This is a genomic window from Pseudomonas savastanoi (genome assembly GCF_020917325.1).
Classification (GTDB): Bacteria; Pseudomonadota; Gammaproteobacteria; order Pseudomonadales; family Pseudomonadaceae; genus Aquipseudomonas; species Aquipseudomonas amygdali.
Genome location: NZ_CP076652.1, coordinates 1,173,904 through 1,193,020, shown reverse-complemented (window position 1 = coordinate 1,193,020; position 19,117 = coordinate 1,173,904). Strand labels below are relative to the sequence as shown.

Below are 19,117 nucleotides of genomic sequence, written 5' to 3'. Positions count from 1 at the left end.
CGATCGCTATAAGTAATAGCCTTATAGTGTTACCGAACGATGAGAGCGCCTCGACTCCAGTCCTGCTGTAGCAAAGCCCGTACCAGCATGCTGGCTATGTCGAATTAGCGACAGGTCAAGACAAAAACTTGTAATCTTGCGACATCTTCTTTCATTTTTAATCTAACCGCGCACCCTATTAATGCGCTCTAAATGAGCCAGCGCACACAAATGGAGCAGACATGAGCGAACCTTTGATCATCCAACCTTCAGGCATAGCGGATGCCTGCGTTATCTGGCTGCACGGGTTGGGCGCCGACCGCTATGATTTTCTTCCGGTCGCCGAGATGCTGCAGGAGTCGCTGACGACCACACGTTTCGTCCTGCCTCAGGCACCGACACGCGCCGTAACGGTCAATGGCGGCTATGAAATGCCAAGCTGGTACGACATCAAGGCCATGAGTTCCGAGGCCCGCGCCATTGATCACGATCAGATGGAAGCCTCGGCACAGAAGGTGCTGGACCTGATCGAGCAACAACGCGACAGCGGCATCGACCCGTCACGGATATTTCTGGCAGGCTTTTCCCAGGGCGGCGCGGTGGTGTTACACGCAGGCTATAGACGCTGGCAGGGTCCGCTGGGCGGTGTACTCGCGCTGTCCACTTATGCCCCGACATTCAGCAATGAGATGACACTTTCAGCCAGCCAACAGCGCATTCCTGCCTACTGCCTGCATGGCCAGCATGACGAAGTGGTACACAACCCCATGGGCCGGACGGTGTACGAGCACCTCAAGGCTCAGGGTGTAACCGCGCAATGGCAAGAGTACCCAATGGGGCATCAAGTGTTACCGGAGGAAATCCGTGACATCGGCGTCTGGCTGGCTGACAAGCTGCGCTAAAGCGCCCTGGGCCCGCCTGCAACTGACCGCTTTTGTAGCTCGCCATGGATGGCACTACGCCGAGCACGGTTCTTGCTTTACACTGCTCGGCGTACATTCCTTAACCAATTGATGAGATGACCGTGCTCAAAGCACTTAAAAAGATGTTCGGTAAAAGTGAGGCTGAGCAGCGCGCGCCTGGTCCGACAGCCTTTATTCCCGCCTCCCCCGCTGCCGCAGGCGACACACCGGATCATGCCCAGACTCAGCTTTCGGACACCGTCAACGAGCCCTCCAAAGCCAGAGCACCGCGCACCGACAAGCCAAGGGCCGAGCGCCCGCGTCGTGAGCGCGTGGCAAAACCGCCTGCGCCAGCATGGAAACTCGAAGATTTCATCGTCGAACCGCAGGAAGGCAAGACCCGCTTCCACGATTTCAACCTTGCGCCTGAACTGATGCACGCGATTCAGGACCTTGGTTTCCCGTACTGCACACCGATTCAAGCGGGCGTGCTGGGCTTCACGCTCAAAGGCAAGGACGCGATCGGTCGCGCCCAGACCGGTACCGGCAAGACCGCTGCGTTCCTGATCTCGATCATCGAGCAACTGACCCAGACGCCACCGCCAGCCGAACGCTACATGGGTGAGCCCCGCGCGCTGATCATTGCGCCCACTCGCGAACTGGTGGTGCAGATCGCCAAGGACGCCGCCGACCTGACCAAATACACCAACCTGAACGTCATGACGTTCGTCGGTGGCATGGATTTCGACAAGCAGCTCAAACAACTTGAAGCACGGCACTGCGATATTCTGGTGGCCACGCCTGGCCGCCTGCTGGACTTCAACCAGCGCGGCGAAGTGCATCTGGACATGGTCGAAGTGATGGTTCTGGACGAAGCCGACCGCATGCTCGATATGGGTTTCATCCCGCAGGTGCGTCAGATCATTCGCCAAACCCCGCACAAGGGTGAACGCCAGACGCTGCTGTTCTCCGCGACTTTCACAGAAGACGTGATGAACCTCGCCAAACAGTGGACGACGGACCCTTCCATTGTCGAAATCGAATCGTTGAACGTCGCCAGTGACAACGTCGAGCAGCATATCTATGCCGTTGCCGGTGCCGACAAGTACAAGCTGCTCTACAACCTGGTCACCGACAACGGTTGGGAACGGGTGATGGTCTTTGCCAACCGCAAGGACGAGGTGCGACGCATCGAAGAGCGCTTGGTACGCGACGGTGTCAATGCCGCGCAACTGTCGGGCGATGTGCCGCAGCATAAGCGCATCAAGACCCTTGAAGGCTTCCGCGAAGGCAAGATCCGCGTACTGGTAGCCACCGATGTCGCCGGTCGCGGTATCCACATTGATGGCATCAGCCACGTGATCAACTTCACCCTGCCTGAGGTGCCGGACGACTACGTGCACCGCATCGGCCGTACCGGTCGCGCAGGTGCCGATGGCGTATCCATCAGCTTCGCCGGCGAAGACGACTCCTACCAGTTGCCCGCCATCGAAGAGAAGCTGGGTCGCAAGATCAGTTGTGAAACGCCGCCGACTCACCTGCTCAGAGCAGTAGTGCGGCAAACGACCTGATACATGTGGCCAACAAAAAAGCGCAGCCCTTACGGGGCTGCGCTTTTTTTGTGCCTGCCGGAAATCAGCAGCGTGAGAATCAGTCAGTACCGTACTTCGGCGAACGTGGACCATAAAGCAGGCCCGCCGGCCGACCAGCAGTGAGCAGTCGGTTGCTGGCTATCCCGGCGATGGGATGACCGGCATCGGTCGAACTGTTGATGATCTGCTTGACCGCCGCGGTAATCAGCATACCCACCAGACCGCCACCGCTATTGTTGCCGCCCTCTTCACTGGACGCCGACGCGGTACCCGTCCACAGCGCAGTACCGGTGCGCAGATCAACCAGCTTTGCCGTGACCGTCACGACGGTCTGGCTATTGATGACCACGTAACTGGTGCCGTATTGCTTGACCGTGATGTACATCGCGGCGTCGGCTCCGAAGATCTCACGCAGCTTGGCGGGCGATGTCGCCTGAATATCATTGGCGTTGGTCAGGCCGTTATTGCGAAACGTCTCGTCAACCAGCGCCACTGGCAACACGTAGTAGCCCGACTCGGCCAGCGGGTAGGTCACCTGCGAGAAGGTGCTGTACGTCGCCTTGACGTCAGGCGATTCGTTGACCGGCGGCAGTACCAGAATCGAACGCGGTTTGCTTTCCTTGAAGGCCGAGTAGTCCACCGTCGGCGGGGTAACACAACCCGACAGCAGGGCAACGGCAAACAGGCTTACAGCAACTTTCAGATGAGCGAGGTTCATTTGACGACTCCTGCGTGGGCGTTCTTGAGCAGGAAGTCCATATAAGTGGCCGACTCGGGAAACAGTGCCTTTTCCGTGCGCAACTCCTGAACCATCTGGTCATCCTTGCCAATGCTGCCGTATAGCATGCCCAACTGAGCATGGTAGCCCGGTGGCGGCGTCGCGTTGGTAGAGCGGATTTTCTGCAGGTCTTCTTCGAGCTTGGCGACCTGGGCTTCCTTGGACTCGCCTTTGAAATACTCGTACACCTCAGGCTGGTAACTGCCCCACTGGTACAAGGTTTTCGGCTGTTGGACACAGCCCGTCAGGCACGCGCCGGCGACTAAAAGCATTGCGACACTGCGCAACGAAACATTAAAACGATTCATGAACACCACAAATTCCCTTTTGAAATATCAGTTGGCAGTCGGTTTCCAGGCACCGCTGTCGAGCGCACGCACCATGTTGTTGACGGCTTCGCGCATGGCCAGGTCCAGAACCTTGCCGTTGAGTGTCGAGTCATAACTGGCGGTGCCGCCAAAGCCGACGACTTCACGGTTGGAAAGCTCGAACTCGCCTGCGCCCTGAGTCGAGTACACCACTTCCGAGGTGCTGATATTGACGATGTTCAACGCGACTTTCGCGTAGGCAATCTGGGATTTGCCGCGGCCCAGCAGGCCGAACAGTTGCTGATCGCCGACTTCTTTGCGACCGAACTCCGTCACGTCACCGGTCACTACATAGTCAGCACCTTTCAAGCGCTGAGCGGTGGATTTGATAGCCGCCTCCTGCTTGATCTCCTCCATGTTGTCGCGATCCAGCACATTGAACCGGTTGGTTTGCTGCATGTGGGTGATCAGGATGGTCTTGGCTTGACCGCCAAGACGATCGACGCCATCGGAAAAGATCCCGCGCATATAGCTGGAGCGGTTATCGAACTTGCCGACCGCAACCGGATAGCGCGCACCGGCATAGGCAACTCCAGCACTTTCAACCTTTGTCACAGGCAGCGCCCGCGAGCTTTCCGTTGCACAACCAGCAACCAGCAATAAAGCCGCTGTCGTCATCCCTGAAACCAAAAACTGCTGAAGTTTCTTCACATTCTGCTCCGAGCGTTTACGAAAAACTGTCCGCAACGTGGCTCGCAAAACGCGATCACGTTCGGACAGTTATTGAATAGGATTGGGCAAAGCCAATAGGCCGCTTCTTCGCGGCCGCGCATGATAGCCCGAAGCCATCTTTCTGTACCGAGAAAGATGCAAATAGACGATATAAAAAGCGGAAGGTCAGACGTTCAGGCAAAAAAGATGGGCGCAACGACCCACGACTACCAGCGCCGGGCTGCTGCCTGATCGCTATCGCGGCCTTCAACCCACTGCGGTCCCTCGGAAGTCTTTTCCTTCTTCCAGAACGGCGCGCGGGTCTTGAGGTAGTCCATGACGAAATCGCAGGCTTCGAACGCTGCCTGCCGGTGAGCGCTGGCAACGCCCACGAATACTATCGGCTCGCCGGGCTCCAGCGCCCCTACCCGATGCAGCACATCAACGCGCAGCAACGGCCAGCGCTGTTCGGCCTCGGTAACGATTTTTGCCAGTGCCTTTTCGGTCATGCCCGGATAGTGCTCCAGAAACATGCCGGACACTTCACGCCCTTCGTTGAAATCCCGCACATAGCCGACAAAACTGACCACCGCGCCGATGCCGAGGTTGGCAGCATGCAGCGCGTTGACTTCAGTGCCGGGGTCGAACGCCGCAGCCTGAACACGAATGGTCATATTCAGCCTCCGGTCACGGGCGGAAAGAACGCGACTTCATCACCATCAGACAGCGGCTCGGTCGGCTTGCAAAGCTCCTGGTTGCGGGCACACATCAGGTTCTGCTCGGCAAGGACCTGCCAGGCCTCGCCACGCTGCAACAGCGTTTGGCGCAGTGCATCCAGCGTGTCGAACGTGCCTTCGACAGACTCGCTGTCCAGGCCAAGGACTTCACGGTAACGGGCAAAATACTGAACCTGTACCTTCATGACGAGACCTGTGCCTGATCGGCAATGAAGTGACCGCTCTTGCCGCCGAGCTTTTCCAGCAGCCGAACCGACTCGATGACCATGCCGCGATCAACCGCCTTGCACATATCGTAAATAGTCAGCGCCGCAACGCTGGCGGCAGTCAGGGCTTCCATTTCCACACCGGTCTGCCCGGCCAGCTTGCAGCTCGCAGTAATACGCACCGCATCATCGCCGTCAGCGGCGAGGTGAACCTTGATGCTGGTGAGCATCAATGGATGGCAGAGCGGGATCAGATCACTGGTTTTCTTTGCCGCCTGAATACCGGCGATACGCGCAACGGCAAATACATCCCCCTTGGGATGACCGCCGCTGACAATCATTTGCAGCGTGGTGGGCAGCATGCGCACCACTGCTTCGGCCACCGCCTCACGGGACGTCACGGCTTTATCCGTGACATCGACCATATTGGCGCGACCCTGGGAATCGAGATGAGTGAGCACAACGTTACTCCTTGGCAGAAGCAAGAAGTGTAGAGGGAGTGGCAGTTACACGCTACAAGCCGTGAGCTGCAAGCAAGGAACCCATTCACACATGGGCTCCCCGCATGCATCTGATTTACAAATGACTCTCCGCGTATTCGGCCAGTATCGAGCGTGGCACGCCTTGCAGGGTGATGTGCACGCCGTTCGGGAAGTCCTTGAAGCGCTCCGTCAGGTAGGTCAGCCCGGAACTGGTGGCTGACAGGTAAGGGGTGTCGATCTGCGCCAGGTTGCCCAGGCAGACCACTTTGGAACCGGCACCGGCACGGGTGATGATGGTTTTCATCTGGTGCGGGGTCAGGTTCTGGCATTCATCGATCAGGATCAGGCTTTGCTGGAAGCTGCGACCTCGAATGTAGTTGAGGGATTTGAACTGCAACGGCACCTTGCTGAGGATGTAGTCGACACTGCCATGAGTGTTTTCATCATCCATGTGCAGCGCTTCAAGGTTGTCGGTGATCGCGCCGAGCCAAGGCTCCATCTTTTCCGCCTCGGTGCCGGGCAGGAAGCCAATCTCCTGATCCAGGCCCTGAACACTGCGGGTAGCGATGATGCGCCGGTAGCGCTTGGTGACCATGGTCTGCTCGATGGCAGCGGCCAACGCCAGAATGGTTTTACCCGAACCCGCGGCACCGGACAGGTTGACCAGGTGAATATCCGGGTCAAGCAGTGCGAACAACGCCAGCCCCTGATAGATATCACGCGGTTTCAGGCCCCAGGCTTCCTGATGCAGCAGTGGCTCCTGGTGCATGTCCAGAATCAGCAGTTCGTCGTTCTTGACGCCCTTGATCCAGCCCACGAAGCCCTGTTCATCGACAATAAACTCGTTGATATGAACCGCAGGCAGCATTTCATTGAGCTGTACGCGGTGCCAGGTACGGCCACGCTCCTGACGGGTGTCGACCTTGTTGACCCGGTCCCAGAACGAACCGGTCATGTCGTGGTAGCCACGCGACAACAGCGAAACGTCGTCGACCAGCTGGTCGGTGCTGTAATCCTCGGCCGCAATGCCGCAGGCGCGCGCCTTGAGGCGCATGTTGATGTCTTTGGTCACCAGCACAACGCTCAAGTCCTTGTTGCGCGCATGCAGGTCGATCAATTGGTTGATGATGATGTTGTCGTTGAGGTGTTCGGGCAGCAGGCTGTTGGGTTCCTCGCGCTTGCTCATCAAAATCGACAGAAAACCTTTGAAAACACCGGTCCCGCGGTCGATCGGCACGCCCTTTTCAACTTCTTCAGGGTTAGCCTCGCCGAGGGTCTTGTCGATCAGGCGGATGGCCTGGCGGCACTCGGCAGCAACCGAATGTTTACCGGCCTTGAGTTTGTCCAGTTCCTCCAGAACCGTCATGGGGATGGCGACGTGGTGTTCTTCGAAATTCAGCAGTGCGTTTGGATCATGAATCAATACGTTGGTATCGAGCACGTAAAGGATTGGCTGGTTAGTGGAAGGGGTGCGTCCGTGGTCATCCATACTCGCTCACCTTTGTAGAAGCCGGGCGACGCAGAACCACGACAGTACTGCGCCACGAAAAGGCCGCCGGATTCTTCCCTTCAGGCAGGGGAGAAATGTCGCTCAAGGTGGGTCTTGGAAGACGCCACCTGTGTTGCAGGTTTCGGCGGTCTGTATTCGTAATACAGCAAAAGGGATGACAGAAAAAAGCTCTTTGACAGTTTTTTGAAGTTTATTTCACAGCCTGACGAATAGAGCTTGGCGGACGTACACAGCACGTTTAAAGTCGGAAGTCCGCCCACGCCGAATCTGCCTTCATTCCCCCTCGGGCGCAGCCTCTTCACTGCTCTGCGGCCCTTGTTCTACGGGGCTTTCAGAGATATTCCGGCAATCGTCCCAGATCAACTCGCTTTGCGCGGTATTGGCCAGCAGCAACGGCAGTGCGGACTGCGCCTTGTTGGCCACGTCGTGGAAGACCACCGTGCCCTTGCGCCAGAGCAGCATGAGGGTCAACACGCGGTCGCCCACCTGCTCTGCCGAAAGCCGCCCGGTGTTGTCATCGGCGTCGATGTTCCACAATGACACGCGTAAATGCTCGGCGCGGAAGAAGTCTCCGCTGTCGGCCCGCCGATGGCCGTAAGGCGGGCGAAACAGCGGCACGAAGTTATCCGGCAGCACACGCTGAACCAGTGCCGCACTGCGTTGCACTGAGTCCTGCCAGTCCAGCCACTGGCTATGCGAACGATATTCCCACCCTTGAATGCCCACGCACTGCTGGCGATACAGCGCCTGCAGGCTTGTGGCCGATGTGCTGTCGAGGCGCTCCTGAAGGCTCTTGCCCAACACAAAGAAGGTGGCGGTCATCTTCTGCTGACGCATGAAGTCGGCCAGCCAGTCGGTTCCGCCATCGGCCGGGCTCGGGCCGCTTTCGAAATTGAGCATGAAGGTACGGTCCGGCATCTCGTCGCCACTCATCTCATCAGAGTTGTAGCGCTCTATCTCGCTGCTGGTCTGCGGGAACAAGGCAGCCATGAACAGCAGCTCGTTCAGATAGCGCTGGTGGAACGCGGCGGCGGGTCTGGCCCAGTTGGCGTAGAACGAATCGTTCGACACCTGAAATTCTTCAGCGCGCTGACGCAGCTGGTCCATGTCCTCGACCAGCACGCAAAAGTTGGCATCCTGCTCGCAGCTCTTTTGAGCATTCTGATAGTTTTCCAGCAAGCGCAGCCACAGACGATGGCGGACCACGTTCAACGAAGGCACGTTGACGAAGCGCAGGCCGAGGCGCTGCTTGAGCCCCTCCTCGTCCAGCTTCTCGCTGAGGTACAGTTCGTGGGCAAAGGCGAGGATTTCCGCGCGCGACGCGACGTCGAACAACCCCGGCGTTTCAAGGCGCTCAGGCCATACACTGCGGTCTATGGTGGCAGTGACCGGCACTGCCGCCTGCGCCTGGAGCCAGAACAGACCTGCACACACTGCTAAAACAATACGCAAACCCGATGCCCTCTCGATCAACCGTTAACATCATGACCAACGCGCCACTATAGCTGATATGAGCCTGGCTTCTTATGTCGGTGCGCATACAAAGCCGCACGACATGCTGGCGTGACAAACACGCCGAATTCTATCGTTACCATAGCTGGAGTCATGAGCCATCAGCCCCTAGAATCACCGGACGATCAAAGGAGACGACTTCATGCTGATGGTGATTTCCCCGGCAAAAACCCTCGATTTCGAGACCCCGCCCACTACCGGATGCTTCACTCAGCCGCAGTATCTGGATCATTCTCAGGAGCTGATCACCCAACTGCGTGAACTGACGCCGGCGCAGATCAGCGAACTTATGCACCTGTCCGACAAGCTTGCCGGGCTGAACGCGGCACGCTTCGGCAGCTGGAACCCGGCCTTTACACTCGACAATGCCAAGCAGGCGCTGCTGGCCTTCAAAGGCGATGTGTATACCGGCCTGCAGGCCGAAACACTGAGCGACGCGCAGCTCGACTACGCCCAGGATCACCTGCGCATGCTGTCCGGCCTCTACGGGCTGCTGCGCCCGCTGGACCTGATGCAGCCGTATCGCCTGGAAATGGGCACGCGACTGGCCAACGCTCGTGGCAAGGATCTCTACGCGTTCTGGGGCACGCAGATCAGCGAATGGTTGAATGAAGCGCTGGCAGCTCAGGACGACGACCTGCTGCTCAATCTTGCATCTACCGAGTACTTCTCTGCGGTCAAACGTTCAGCGCTCAACGCCCGGATCATTGACACCGAGTTCAAGGACTTCAAGAACGGGCAGTACAAGATCATCAGCTTCTATGCCAAGAAAGCGCGCGGCATGATGAGCCGTTTCGTCATTGAGGAACGTATCAACAGTCCCGAGGCGTTACAGGCGTTCGATGTTCAGGGCTATCGTTATAACCGTGAGCAGTCGACGCCCGACAAGTTAGTGTTTTTGCGCAACGTCACAGAAGACTAGATACTGTAACCGTCGTGTAACGCATGGCTGTTACACGACCTGTCCTACGATCCAACAGCAAATGCCAACATCGTGACGCCAGATAAACGTCAACTTTTCGACGACACACTCCCGCCTGATTTTTTCATGAAAAAAAATCCATTTTTTTACGTAGTGGCTTTTTAGCTTTTTACCGTAATGGCACTTCAATACCTACCCCGCTGTAATCCCCGCAAACTAAGGCTTTTAAGAAAAAAGCCATCATCGCGATACTGCCCCCGTCACAAACTGGATACACCAAAATCCGCAAATCAGGACGAGCGGCCCGGAACTAAATGGGAATTCCTACGCTCCTACATCCCGTAACAATTCTGGGCTGACGTGTAAGAGATCACTTACAGGTCGACCGGAAAAACGGGAAGTTACCGACAGGGAAGCCAGGTTCACACAACACTGGCGTCACTGGCGTCAGGTATCAGAACTAAACTCACATCACTAGTTGATGTTGTAGACAGGCGAAGCGCCAAACAGGTGTGATGCGCAGGATTCGACAAGGTCAGCCAGGGCTCTAGCCACAGGTTTTCCGAACGAGGTCCGCCGTCAATCGTCAAACAGGAGTGGTTTACTGCATCCAAGGAGAGCAGGGCCCTGCCCACCGGACAGGTCACTTGCCGCTTGTACTTAGTGTCATTTGAGTTCGCCTCACCTATTTGGGCACTCACTCATTAAATATGCCTGCGTTAGTTCTACGGCGTTGTTAGCCGTAACGGATAGCGCGTGAAATCTGCTGGCCAAAATTAATATCCAGCCAATTTATGGCGTGAAAAATCGAGGAGAATACGATGCGTATCAGCATATTTGGTTTGGGTTATGTCGGTGCAGTCTGTGCCGGTTGCCTGTCTGCCCGCGGTCACGATGTAGTTGGTGTGGATATTTCCAGCACCAAGATCGATCTGATCAACAACGGCAAATCACCTATCGTTGAACCGGGTCTGGAAGAACTGCTGCAGAAAGGTATCAGTACCGGAAAACTGCGCGGCACTACCGACTTCGCCGAAGCCATTCGCGCCACTGACCTGTCGATGATCTGTGTCGGTACGCCGAGCAAGAAGAACGGCGATCTGGAACTCGATTACATCGAGTCGGTATGCCGCGAAATCGGCTATGTCCTGCGTGACAAAGCCACCCGCCACACCATCGTTGTTCGCAGTACTGTGTTGCCAGGCACGGTTGCCAACGTGGTCATCCCGATTCTGGAAGACTGCTCCGGCAAAAAAGCCGGTGTTGATTTCGGTGTCGCCGTAAACCCTGAGTTCCTGCGTGAAAGTACCGCAATCAAGGACTACGATCTGCCGCCAATGACCGTGATCGGCGAGTTCGATAAAGCCTCGGGCGACGTACTGCAATCGCTGTACGAAGAACTCGACGCACCGATCATCCGCAAGGACATCGCCGTTGCCGAAATGATCAAGTACACCTGCAACGTGTGGCACGCCACCAAGGTTACTTTCGCCAACGAAATCGGCAACATTGCCAAGGCCGTCGGCGTCGATGGTCGTGAAGTGATGGACGTGGTCTGCCAGGACAAGGCGCTGAACCTGTCCCAGTACTACATGCGCCCAGGCTTCGCATTCGGCGGCTCCTGCCTGCCAAAAGACGTTCGCGCCCTGACCTACCGCGCCAGCAGCCTGGATGTCGAAGCGCCGTTGCTCAACTCGTTGATGCGCAGCAACACCTCGCAAGTGCAGAACGCTTTCGACATGGTTGCCAGCTACGACACCCGCAAGGTTGCACTGCTGGGTCTGAGCTTCAAGGCCGGTACTGACGACCTGCGCGAAAGCCCGCTGGTAGAACTGGCCGAAATGCTGATCGGCAAGGGCTTCGACCTGAGCATCTTCGACAGCAACGTCGAATATGCACGCGTTCACGGTGCCAACAAGGACTACATCGAATCCAAGATTCCGCACGTATCGTCGCTGCTGAATTCGGACTTCGATCAGGTCATCAACGACTCTGACGTGATCATCCTTGGCAACCGCGATGAGCGTTTCCGCGCCCTCGCCAACAAGACTCCCGAAGGCAAGCGCGTCATCGATCTGGTGGGTTTCATGACCAACGCCACCAGCGAAGACGGTCGCGCCGAAGGTATCTGCTGGTAAATCAGCCGCAAGCCACAAGCGCCAGGCTCCAGGCCACAGGCTCAAGCAATGTGCTTGCAGCCTGGGGCTTGAGGCTCGCAACTGACTTAGGGATACGATTATGCAGAGGCTCAAGCACGGCCTGTTACAGGCCGCAGGTTGGCTGTTCTATTTAAGTTTACTCATGGGCCTTGCCGCGGCATTGCCTACCAGTATCTTCGACTCACAGTCGAAGAACTTTATATTCCTGATTGGTGCCGTTGGTATCTGGCGCTACTCGATGGGGATCACGCACTTCGTGCGCGGGATGATTTTCCTGTACATCGTCTACCCGCACTTGCGCCGCAAGGTTCGCAAGCTGGGCAGTGCAGCAGACCCGTCCCATGTGTTTCTGATGGTCACCAGCTTCCGCATCGACGCGCTGACCACCGCACAGGTCTACAACTCGGTTATCCGCGAAGCCATCGACTGTGGCCTGCCGACGACTATCGTCTGCTCGCTGGTGGAAATGTCCGATGAGCTGCTGGTCAAGAGCATGTGGGCGAAGTTCAACCCGCCGGAGCGCGTCAAGCTGGACTTCGTACGCATTCCGGGCACCGGCAAGCGCGATGGTCTGGCCTATGGCTTCCGCGCCATCTCGCGTCACTTGCCTGACAGCCGTGCCGTGGTTGCAGTGATCGACGGCGACACCGTGCTCAACGAAGGTGTAGTCGCCAAGACCGTGCCGTGGTTCCAGCTGTTCGACAACGTCGGCGGCCTGACCACCAACGAGTTCTGTGAAGTACGTGGCGGCTACATCATGAGCGAGTGGCACAAGCTGCGTTTCGCTCAGCGTCACATCAACATGTGCTCGATGGCCCTGTCCAAACGCGTATTGACCATGACCGGTCGCATGTCGGTGTTCCGCGCAACCGTGGTAACCGACCCCGAGTTCATTGCCGACGTGGAAAGCGACTCGCTCAATCACTGGCGTCTGGGTACCTTCCGCTTCCTGACCGGCGACGACAAGTCCAGCTGGTTCAGCCTGATGCGCCTGGGGTACGACACGTTCTACGTGCCGGACGCAGCGATCAACACCGTGGAACACCCGCCCGAGAAGAGCTTCCTGAAGGCCAGCCGCAAGCTTATGTATCGCTGGTACGGCAATAACCTGCGTCAGAACTCGCGTGCGTTGGGTCTGGGCGTACGTCGCCTGGGGATTTTCACCAGCATCGTGCTGTTCGACCAGCGTGTGTCGATGTGGACCTCCATCCTCGGTCTGACCGTCGCCCTGATCGCCAGCTTCAAGTATGGCGGCGCGTTCCTGTTGATGTATCTGCTGTGGATCGGCATGACCCGTCTGATCCTCACCCTGCTGCTGTCCCTCTCGGGACACAGAATCGGGCCTGCCTACCCGATCATTCTCTATTACAACCAGATCGTCGGCGCGCTGATGAAGATCTATGTCTTCTTCCGCCTGGACCGCCAGTCCTGGACTCGCCAGGACACCAAACTAAGCCGCGACATGGCCAGCTTTCAGGGCTGGTTCAACACGTGGTCGTCCCGAACCATGACTTTCTCGGCTGGCACCATCTTCGTCGCTGTGCTGTTGACGATGGTTTGACCGGGCCAACGGATTAATCGCTTAAGTAGGAAAATTAGCCATGAATACAGCCGTGAATGCGAACGTCGTACATGAATCCGAAGCCCAGCGCCAACACGCGCGGATCAAGATCCCTGCCAAGCTGCGCCTGCTGAATGACCAGCCCAACGCGCCGCTGGTACGTATCGAAGACCTGTCGGCCGGTGGCCTGAGCTTCGTTGCTCCGTCCGGGCAGAAATTCAGCGAAGGGCAGATCGTCAAGGGACGCCTGCAATTCATCATCGACAACCTTGGCCTGGCCATGGACGTCGATCTGCAGGTGCGCTCGATCGACAACGCCAGCAACCGCATCGGTTGCCAGTTCCAGAATCTGGAACCTCAGGACATCGCTACCCTGCGCCACCTGATCACCTCGCACCTGTCCGGCGAAGTCGTCACCCTGGGCGAAGTGCTGGCCACGCTGCAGCGCGACAACTTCACCAAGGCACGCAAGGTCAAGGGCAAGGACAGCGGCATGAGCGCCATGGGTCGCCTGCGCGCCGTGACTTTCAGCCTGGGCGTGTTCATTGTCGGTCTGGCCGCTTTCGGCTTCATCTTCAAGACGATCTACGGCCTGTACTTCGTCAGCCATGCATCGGCCGGTCTGGTCACCATTCCAAGCATGGACGTGACCATGCCGCGTGAAGGTACCGTACAAAGCCTGGTCGCTCAGAATGGCGAAGCCGCCAAAGGCGCGCCACTGGCAACCTTCAACACCAGCATGCTGGAAATGCTCAAAGGCAGCCTGACCGGTGAAGACCTGCAGCCCGCCAAGATCGAAGAGCTGTATGGCAAGCAGATGAGCGGCACCATGACCAGCCCGTGCGATTGCGTCGTAGCTCGCCAACTGGTTGCCGACGGTCAGTTCGCGTCCAAGGGTCAGGTGATCTTCCAACTGGTGCCACGCAACGCGCCGGCCACTGTTGAAGCTCGCTTCACCTATCGCCAGTTCAACGACGTCAAGCCAGGCACACGTGTCAGCTTCCAGATCGCTGGCGAAGACAAACTGCGCACTGGTCAGATCGTCAGCAGCACCAACCTGAGCGACGCCGACCTGTCCACCGACATCCGTGTGCAGATCAAGCCTGACGAAAGCCTGAGCAGCTCGCTTGCCGGTCGCCCTGTCGAAGTGGTCAGCGATCGTGGCCCGTCCGTGAACTGGCTGATCGATAAAGCAATGGCTGCGGGTCTGTAACCATGAACAGCCCACTACGACGCCTGTCGACCCCCACGCTACTGAGCCTCGCCGTCGCGCTCGGCCTGAGCGGCTGTGCCGGCCTGCCTGATCAACGCCTTGCCAATGAAGCCCTGAAAAACGGCGACACTGCATTGGCGGAGCAGAACTATCGGCAGCTGGCGGACCTGGGCTACAGCGACGCGCAAGTCGGCCTTGCTGATATTCAGGTCGCGACCCGCGACCCGGCTCAGCTCAAGCAGGCCGAGGCTACCTACCGCGCTGCCGCGCAGACCTCCCCTCGGGCGCAGTCGCGCCTGGGCCGTCTGCTGGCTGCCAAGCCCGACGCTACCGAAGCCGAACATCGCGAAGCCGAAGGCCTGCTGAAAAAGGCCTTCGCCAATGGCGAATCCGGCACCCTGATCCCGCTGGCGATGCTGTATCTGCAATACCCGCACACCTTCCCTGAAGTGAATGCGCAGCAGAAGATCAGTGAGTGGCGCGCTGCCGGTTATCCGGAGGCAGGTCTGGCTCAGGTGCTGCTGTATCGCACGCAAGGCACTTATGCTCAACACCTCGATGAGGTCGAGAGCATCTGCAAACAGGCACTGTCAGCCACGGATATCTGCTACGTCGAACTGGCTACTGTCTACCAGACACGCGGCCAGGCCGAGCAACGCACGGCCTTGATCGAAAAGCTCAAGAGCGACTACGCCGCTGGCCGCGTCAATGCTCAACGAGTGGACAGCGTCGCGCGCGTACTGGGTGACTCCACCATCGGTACGCCCGACGAAAAAACCGCTCAGCAATTGCTGGAAAGCGTTGCGCCGGGCTACCCGGTCTCGTGGGTCACGCTGGCCAAACTGCTTTACGACTTCCCCGAACTGGGCGACGTCAACAAGATGATGGAATACCTGAACAACGGCCGCGCGGCGGATCAGCCTCGCGCCGAGCTGCTGCTTGGACGCCTGTACTACGAAGGCAAATGGGTCACGCCCGATGCCTTCAAGGCCGAGGAGCACCTGAAGAAAGCCACAGCAACGGAAATTTCCGCCCATTACTACCTGGGTCAGATCTACCGCCGTGGCTACCTCGGTCAGGTGTACTCGCAAAAAGCCGTGGACGAGTTGCTGACCGCCGCCCGTGGTGGCCAGAACAGCGCCGACTTCGCACTCGCGCAACTGTTCTCGCAGGGCAAGGGCACGATGCCCGACCCGGTCAACGCCTGGGTGTTCGCGCAACTGGCGCTGGCCAGTCAGACCCCGCAAGCGACCGAGCTTGCCGAGGCCCTCAATACACAACTGCCGCCTGAAAAGCTCGCCACCGCCAAAGACCTGTTGGCACGCGAGCAAAAAGTCCGGGGCGCTAACGCTACTCAGAACGCGATGGCATTGCAGGCCCTGCAAGAAGAAAAAGACGGTGAGGAAGCATTATGAAGTTGAATCCCCTGATGGCCGCCGGCATGGGCCTTGGCTTCACCCTGTTGTGGGCCTGCCCGACACTGGCAGCGCTGACCGAACAACCGCAAAATTTCGGTATCGAAATCAAAGCCACGGCGCAGGCCGAGGATGATCGCGATCTGGGCACCCGTTCGGGCGGCGACGTCAACGGTGTGGGCCTGGACCTGCGCCCTTGGGTCTATGGCGAGCGCGGCGACTGGAGCGGTTACGCGATGGGCCAGGTGGTCACCGCCACCGACATCATTCAGACCGACCCGCTGGAGCAGAGCAACAGCGACGGCAGCGGCACCCAGACTTCGCGTGGCACGGCCAGCGAGCGCGAAACCGACAAGACCTACGCCGCACTGCGTGAGTTCTGGATCGGCTACAGCGGTTTCACGCCCTACCCTGGCGAGATCCTGAAAGTCGGTCGTCAGCGTCTGCGTAACGACGACGGTCAATGGCACGACACCAATATCGAGGCCATCAACTGGTCGTTCGATACCACGCTGCTGCGCGCTGAACTGGGTGCTGCCCAGCGTTTCAGCGAATACCGCACCGACCTGACCGAACTGGCACCTGACGACGAAGATCGCAAGCACCTGTTCGGCTCGGTGAGCTACCAGTGGACACCAGGCCATTGGGCCGGTATCCGTGCTCACCACAGTGCCGACGACGGCAAGCTCAAGTCGCAGGGCCAGGTGCTGGATGATCTGGACAAGACCTCCAATGGCGATCTGACCTGGGTCGGCCTGCAGGCTGACAGCGATGCCTACAACTATCGCAGCAACACCAATCAGCTCAACTACTGGGGCAGCCTGACCTGGCTGAACGGAACGCGCGACGAGATCGGCGTGACCTCCGCTCCCAACGACCAGTTCATCGCCGGCGAAAAGAACAGCCGTGACATGAATGGCTGGGCCACCGACCTGGGCCTGCGCCTGCGTCTGGACCCGCAATGGCAAGTCGGCGCCGCCTACTCGCGCGCCAGCAAGGACTACGTCCAGAACGGTCTGGAAAGTAACCGCTCCAACTGGACCGGTACGCGTTCGCGCATCCATCGTTTCGGTGAAGCCTTCCAGGGCGAAATGGCCAACGTGGAAACCGGCTCGCTGTTCGCCTCCTGGCAGATGAACGAGGAATACGACGCGTCGCTGATCTACCACAAGTTCCGTCGCGTGGACGGCAACACCGGTATCGGTGGCTCGGGCATCAACGCGGTGAACGACAACCAGAACGGTACGTTCAGCTCGCTGCCGCTGGAAGACGGCAGCAAGGACCTGGGTCAGGAAATGGACCTGGTCGTGACCAAGTACTTCAAGCAAGGCCTGCTGCCGGCTTCGCTGAGCCAGTCGTTCGATGAACCTTCGGCACTGGTGCGCCTGCGCGCAGGTGTCTTCAAGCCAGGCGACGCGTATCAGAACAACGTGGACAGCTACATGCACCGCGCTGTTGTCGACGTCATCTGGCGCTTCTGATGCGAACCGCCAAAGGAGTGCCAGAGATGAACAGTCATACAAGCAACGGGCGTAGCCGACACTGGCCGCACACCCTGCTCGAAAGCGCACTGCTGACCAGCGCCCTGCTGCTGGCCAGCGGTGTGGCGCTGGCCAACGCGCCTGTCGTACCCGACACACAGAAGGCGGTGGTCAAGGAGTTGCACCAGGCCAAGACCTACACCATCACCAGCCCGCCGACCGAGCCGTTGGAAATGGCCAAGCCGGTGTTGCCCGACCTCAAGGGCTACACCGCCGAAGCCGCCCTGAAAAAGATCGTGCGCAACAAACCGGGCAAGGTCACTGTTTCGCGGATGATGGAAGAAACCGGCCTGAAGGAATTCATCGGCGGCGATAACAAGATGGCCGAATGGGTCAACCGTCAGCGCGGCATCCCGCAGGCCATCATGATTTCCGACGGCTACGTGAACCTGCAGGACCTGGCCAAAAAGGTGCCCAAGCAGTTCCTCAATGAAGTGTCGCCGGGTGTCTACGTGGCGCGCCTGCCGATCCTGGTCAAGGAGACCGGGATCTTCGAGATCGACAGCAAGACCAAGGAATTGCGTCTGTCTCAGGAAAAAGGTTCGTTCATCGTCAGCGAAGGCAAGATGCTGATCACCCACACTCAGGTCAATGCCTGGAGTGAAACCCGCAACAGCCTGGCGACCTATCGCAAGCCTGACGAGTTTCGTCCGTTCCTGTTGACCTGGGGTGGCTCGGAAACCTGGATCGCCAACACCAAAATGGCGAGCATGGGTTACGACCAGAGCAAGTCCTACGGCATCAGTATTTCCCAGTACACGCCCAATACCGCGAAGATTCTCAAGCGTGCCGAACCGACGGGCTGGATCATCGATTCAGAGTTCTCGGACATGTGGTACGGCTTCTACTGCTATGAAACCCGCGACTTCGTGGTCAAAGGCAACACCTACCGCGACAACATCATTTACGGCATTGACCCGCACGACCGTTCGCACGGTCTGATCATCGCCGAAAACGATGTTTACGGGACCAAGAAGAAGCACGGAATCATCATTTCCCGGGAAGTCGACAACAGCTTCATCTTCCGCAACAAGAGCCACAACAACAAATTGTCCGGCGTGGTTCTGGACCGTAACAGCGTCGGCAACATCGTCGCCTACAACGAGATTTACCAGAACCACACTGACGGCATCACCCTGTACGAAAGCGGCAACAACCTGCTGTGGGGCAATCGCGTGATCGCCAACCGCCGCCACGGTATCCGCGTGCGTAACAGCGTGAATATCAAGCTGTACGAGAACGTCGCCATGGGCAACGGCCTGATGGGCGTTTACGGCCACATCAAGGACTTGAGCGACACCGACCGCGACATTGAGCTCGATCCGTTCGACGCTCAGGTCTCGCTGATCATGGTTGGCGGCGAACTGTCCAGCAATGGTTCCGGCCCGCTGTCCATCGACTCGCCACTGAGTGTCGAGCTGTATCGCGTCTCGATGCTGATGCCTACCAAAGAAGTCGGCATCAGCCTCAACGGCGTCCTCGGTGAGCGCCAGGACGAAATCCTCGACCTGCTGGTACGCCAGAAGAAAGCCGTATTGATCGACCCCGTCGAAAGCCAGACCGAGCTGCGGGAATGAGGAAGGGTATTG

Annotated in this window: 17 protein-coding genes; 9 read left to right on the top strand and 8 right to left on the bottom strand. The window is 58.2% G+C overall.

The annotated features are described in order from the left end of the window. Positions 1 to 221 precede the first annotated feature (221 nt). On the top strand, positions 222 to 881 hold the full coding sequence (locus KP808_RS05290) for an alpha/beta hydrolase (protein ID WP_058400625.1): 660 nt from the start codon (positions 222 to 224) through the stop codon (positions 879 to 881). Positions 882 to 997: 116 nt separating this feature from the next. Next, on the top strand, positions 998 to 2,452 hold the full coding sequence (gene rhlB / locus KP808_RS05285) for an ATP-dependent RNA helicase RhlB (protein WP_058409302.1): 1,455 nt from the start codon (positions 998 to 1,000) through the stop codon (positions 2,450 to 2,452). A 79-nt stretch (positions 2,453 to 2,531) separates the two neighbouring features. Here the strand turns inward: rhlB and KP808_RS05280 are convergent, their stop codons facing one another. The 8 genes from KP808_RS05280 to KP808_RS05245 form a co-directional block, all read right to left on the bottom strand. After that, a complete protein-coding gene (locus KP808_RS05280) occupies positions 2,532 to 3,191 on the bottom strand; it encodes a DUF799 domain-containing protein (RefSeq protein ID WP_058400623.1) in 660 nt (219 codons plus the stop codon). Next, positions 3,188 to 3,559, bottom strand: coding sequence for a DUF4810 domain-containing protein (locus tag KP808_RS05275; RefSeq protein ID WP_058409308.1), 372 nt, complete (start codon positions 3,557 to 3,559; stop codon positions 3,188 to 3,190). Before KP808_RS05275 ends, KP808_RS05280 begins: the two co-directional genes overlap by 4 nt. A 27-nt stretch (positions 3,560 to 3,586) precedes the next feature. Beyond that, positions 3,587 to 4,237, bottom strand: coding sequence for a CsgG/HfaB family protein (locus tag KP808_RS05270; RefSeq protein WP_058400622.1), 651 nt, complete (start codon positions 4,235 to 4,237; stop codon positions 3,587 to 3,589). 260 nt (positions 4,238 to 4,497) lie between these two features. Further along, positions 4,498 to 4,944, bottom strand: a complete 447-nt coding sequence (gene moaE, locus KP808_RS05265) for a molybdopterin synthase catalytic subunit MoaE (protein WP_005746013.1) — start codon at positions 4,942 to 4,944, stop codon at positions 4,498 to 4,500. Between the two features lie 2 nt (positions 4,945 to 4,946). Next, the gene (gene moaD / locus KP808_RS05260; protein WP_004658311.1) at positions 4,947 to 5,192 is read right to left on the bottom strand and encodes a molybdopterin converting factor subunit 1; all 246 of its coding nucleotides are present in this window, start codon (positions 5,190 to 5,192) and stop codon (positions 4,947 to 4,949) included. Beyond that, entirely contained in the window at positions 5,189 to 5,674 is a 486-nt protein-coding gene (gene moaC / locus KP808_RS05255; RefSeq protein ID WP_044320541.1) for a cyclic pyranopterin monophosphate synthase MoaC, read from the bottom strand. Before moaC ends, moaD begins: the two co-directional genes overlap by 4 nt. Before the next feature lie 115 nt (positions 5,675 to 5,789). Then, positions 5,790 to 7,184 carry a PhoH family protein gene (locus tag KP808_RS05250; protein WP_002552259.1) on the bottom strand — a complete coding sequence of 465 codons (1,395 nt, stop codon included), beginning with the start codon at positions 7,182 to 7,184 and terminating at the stop codon, positions 5,790 to 5,792. A 294-nt stretch (positions 7,185 to 7,478) separates the two neighbouring features. Continuing rightward, the gene (locus KP808_RS05245) at positions 7,479 to 8,657 is read right to left on the bottom strand and encodes a polysaccharide deacetylase family protein (RefSeq protein WP_058400633.1); all 1,179 of its coding nucleotides are present in this window, start codon (positions 8,655 to 8,657) and stop codon (positions 7,479 to 7,481) included. A 202-nt stretch (positions 8,658 to 8,859) separates the two neighbouring features. Between KP808_RS05245 and yaaA the strand changes: the two genes are divergently transcribed. The 7 genes from yaaA to algG all read left to right on the top strand — a co-directional run bounded on the left by yaaA (position 8,860) and on the right by algG (position 19,105). Then, positions 8,860 to 9,639: a peroxide stress protein YaaA gene (gene yaaA / locus KP808_RS05240; RefSeq protein WP_230017618.1), complete on the top strand. Its 780-nt coding sequence runs from the start codon at positions 8,860 to 8,862 to the stop codon at positions 9,637 to 9,639. A gap of 821 nt (positions 9,640 to 10,460) precedes the next feature. Then, on the top strand, positions 10,461 to 11,777 hold the full coding sequence (locus tag KP808_RS05235) for a nucleotide sugar dehydrogenase (RefSeq protein WP_002552256.1): 1,317 nt from the start codon (positions 10,461 to 10,463) through the stop codon (positions 11,775 to 11,777). A 100-nt stretch (positions 11,778 to 11,877) separates the two neighbouring features. Next, positions 11,878 to 13,359 (top strand): mannuronan synthase, encoded by a 1,482-nt coding sequence (gene alg8, locus KP808_RS05230; protein ID WP_002552255.1) that lies wholly within the window; start codon positions 11,878 to 11,880, stop codon positions 13,357 to 13,359. Between the two features lie 40 nt (positions 13,360 to 13,399). Further along, the gene (locus KP808_RS05225; protein ID WP_002552254.1) at positions 13,400 to 14,572 is read left to right on the top strand and encodes an alginate biosynthesis protein Alg44; all 1,173 of its coding nucleotides are present in this window, start codon (positions 13,400 to 13,402) and stop codon (positions 14,570 to 14,572) included. Positions 14,573 to 14,574: 2 nt separating this feature from the next. Further along, positions 14,575 to 15,987: an alginate biosynthesis TPR repeat lipoprotein AlgK gene (algK, locus tag KP808_RS05220; protein WP_230017611.1), complete on the top strand. Its 1,413-nt coding sequence runs from the start codon at positions 14,575 to 14,577 to the stop codon at positions 15,985 to 15,987. Beyond that, complete coding sequence (locus KP808_RS05215) at positions 15,984 to 17,468, top strand: alginate export family protein (RefSeq protein ID WP_058409304.1); 1,485 nt, start codon at positions 15,984 to 15,986, stop codon at positions 17,466 to 17,468. Before algK ends, KP808_RS05215 begins: the two co-directional genes overlap by 4 nt. Before the next feature lie 26 nt (positions 17,469 to 17,494). Continuing rightward, positions 17,495 to 19,105 carry a mannuronan 5-epimerase AlgG gene (algG, locus tag KP808_RS05210; RefSeq protein WP_058409305.1) on the top strand — a complete coding sequence of 537 codons (1,611 nt, stop codon included), beginning with the start codon at positions 17,495 to 17,497 and terminating at the stop codon, positions 19,103 to 19,105. Positions 19,106 to 19,117: the final 12 nt, after the last annotated feature.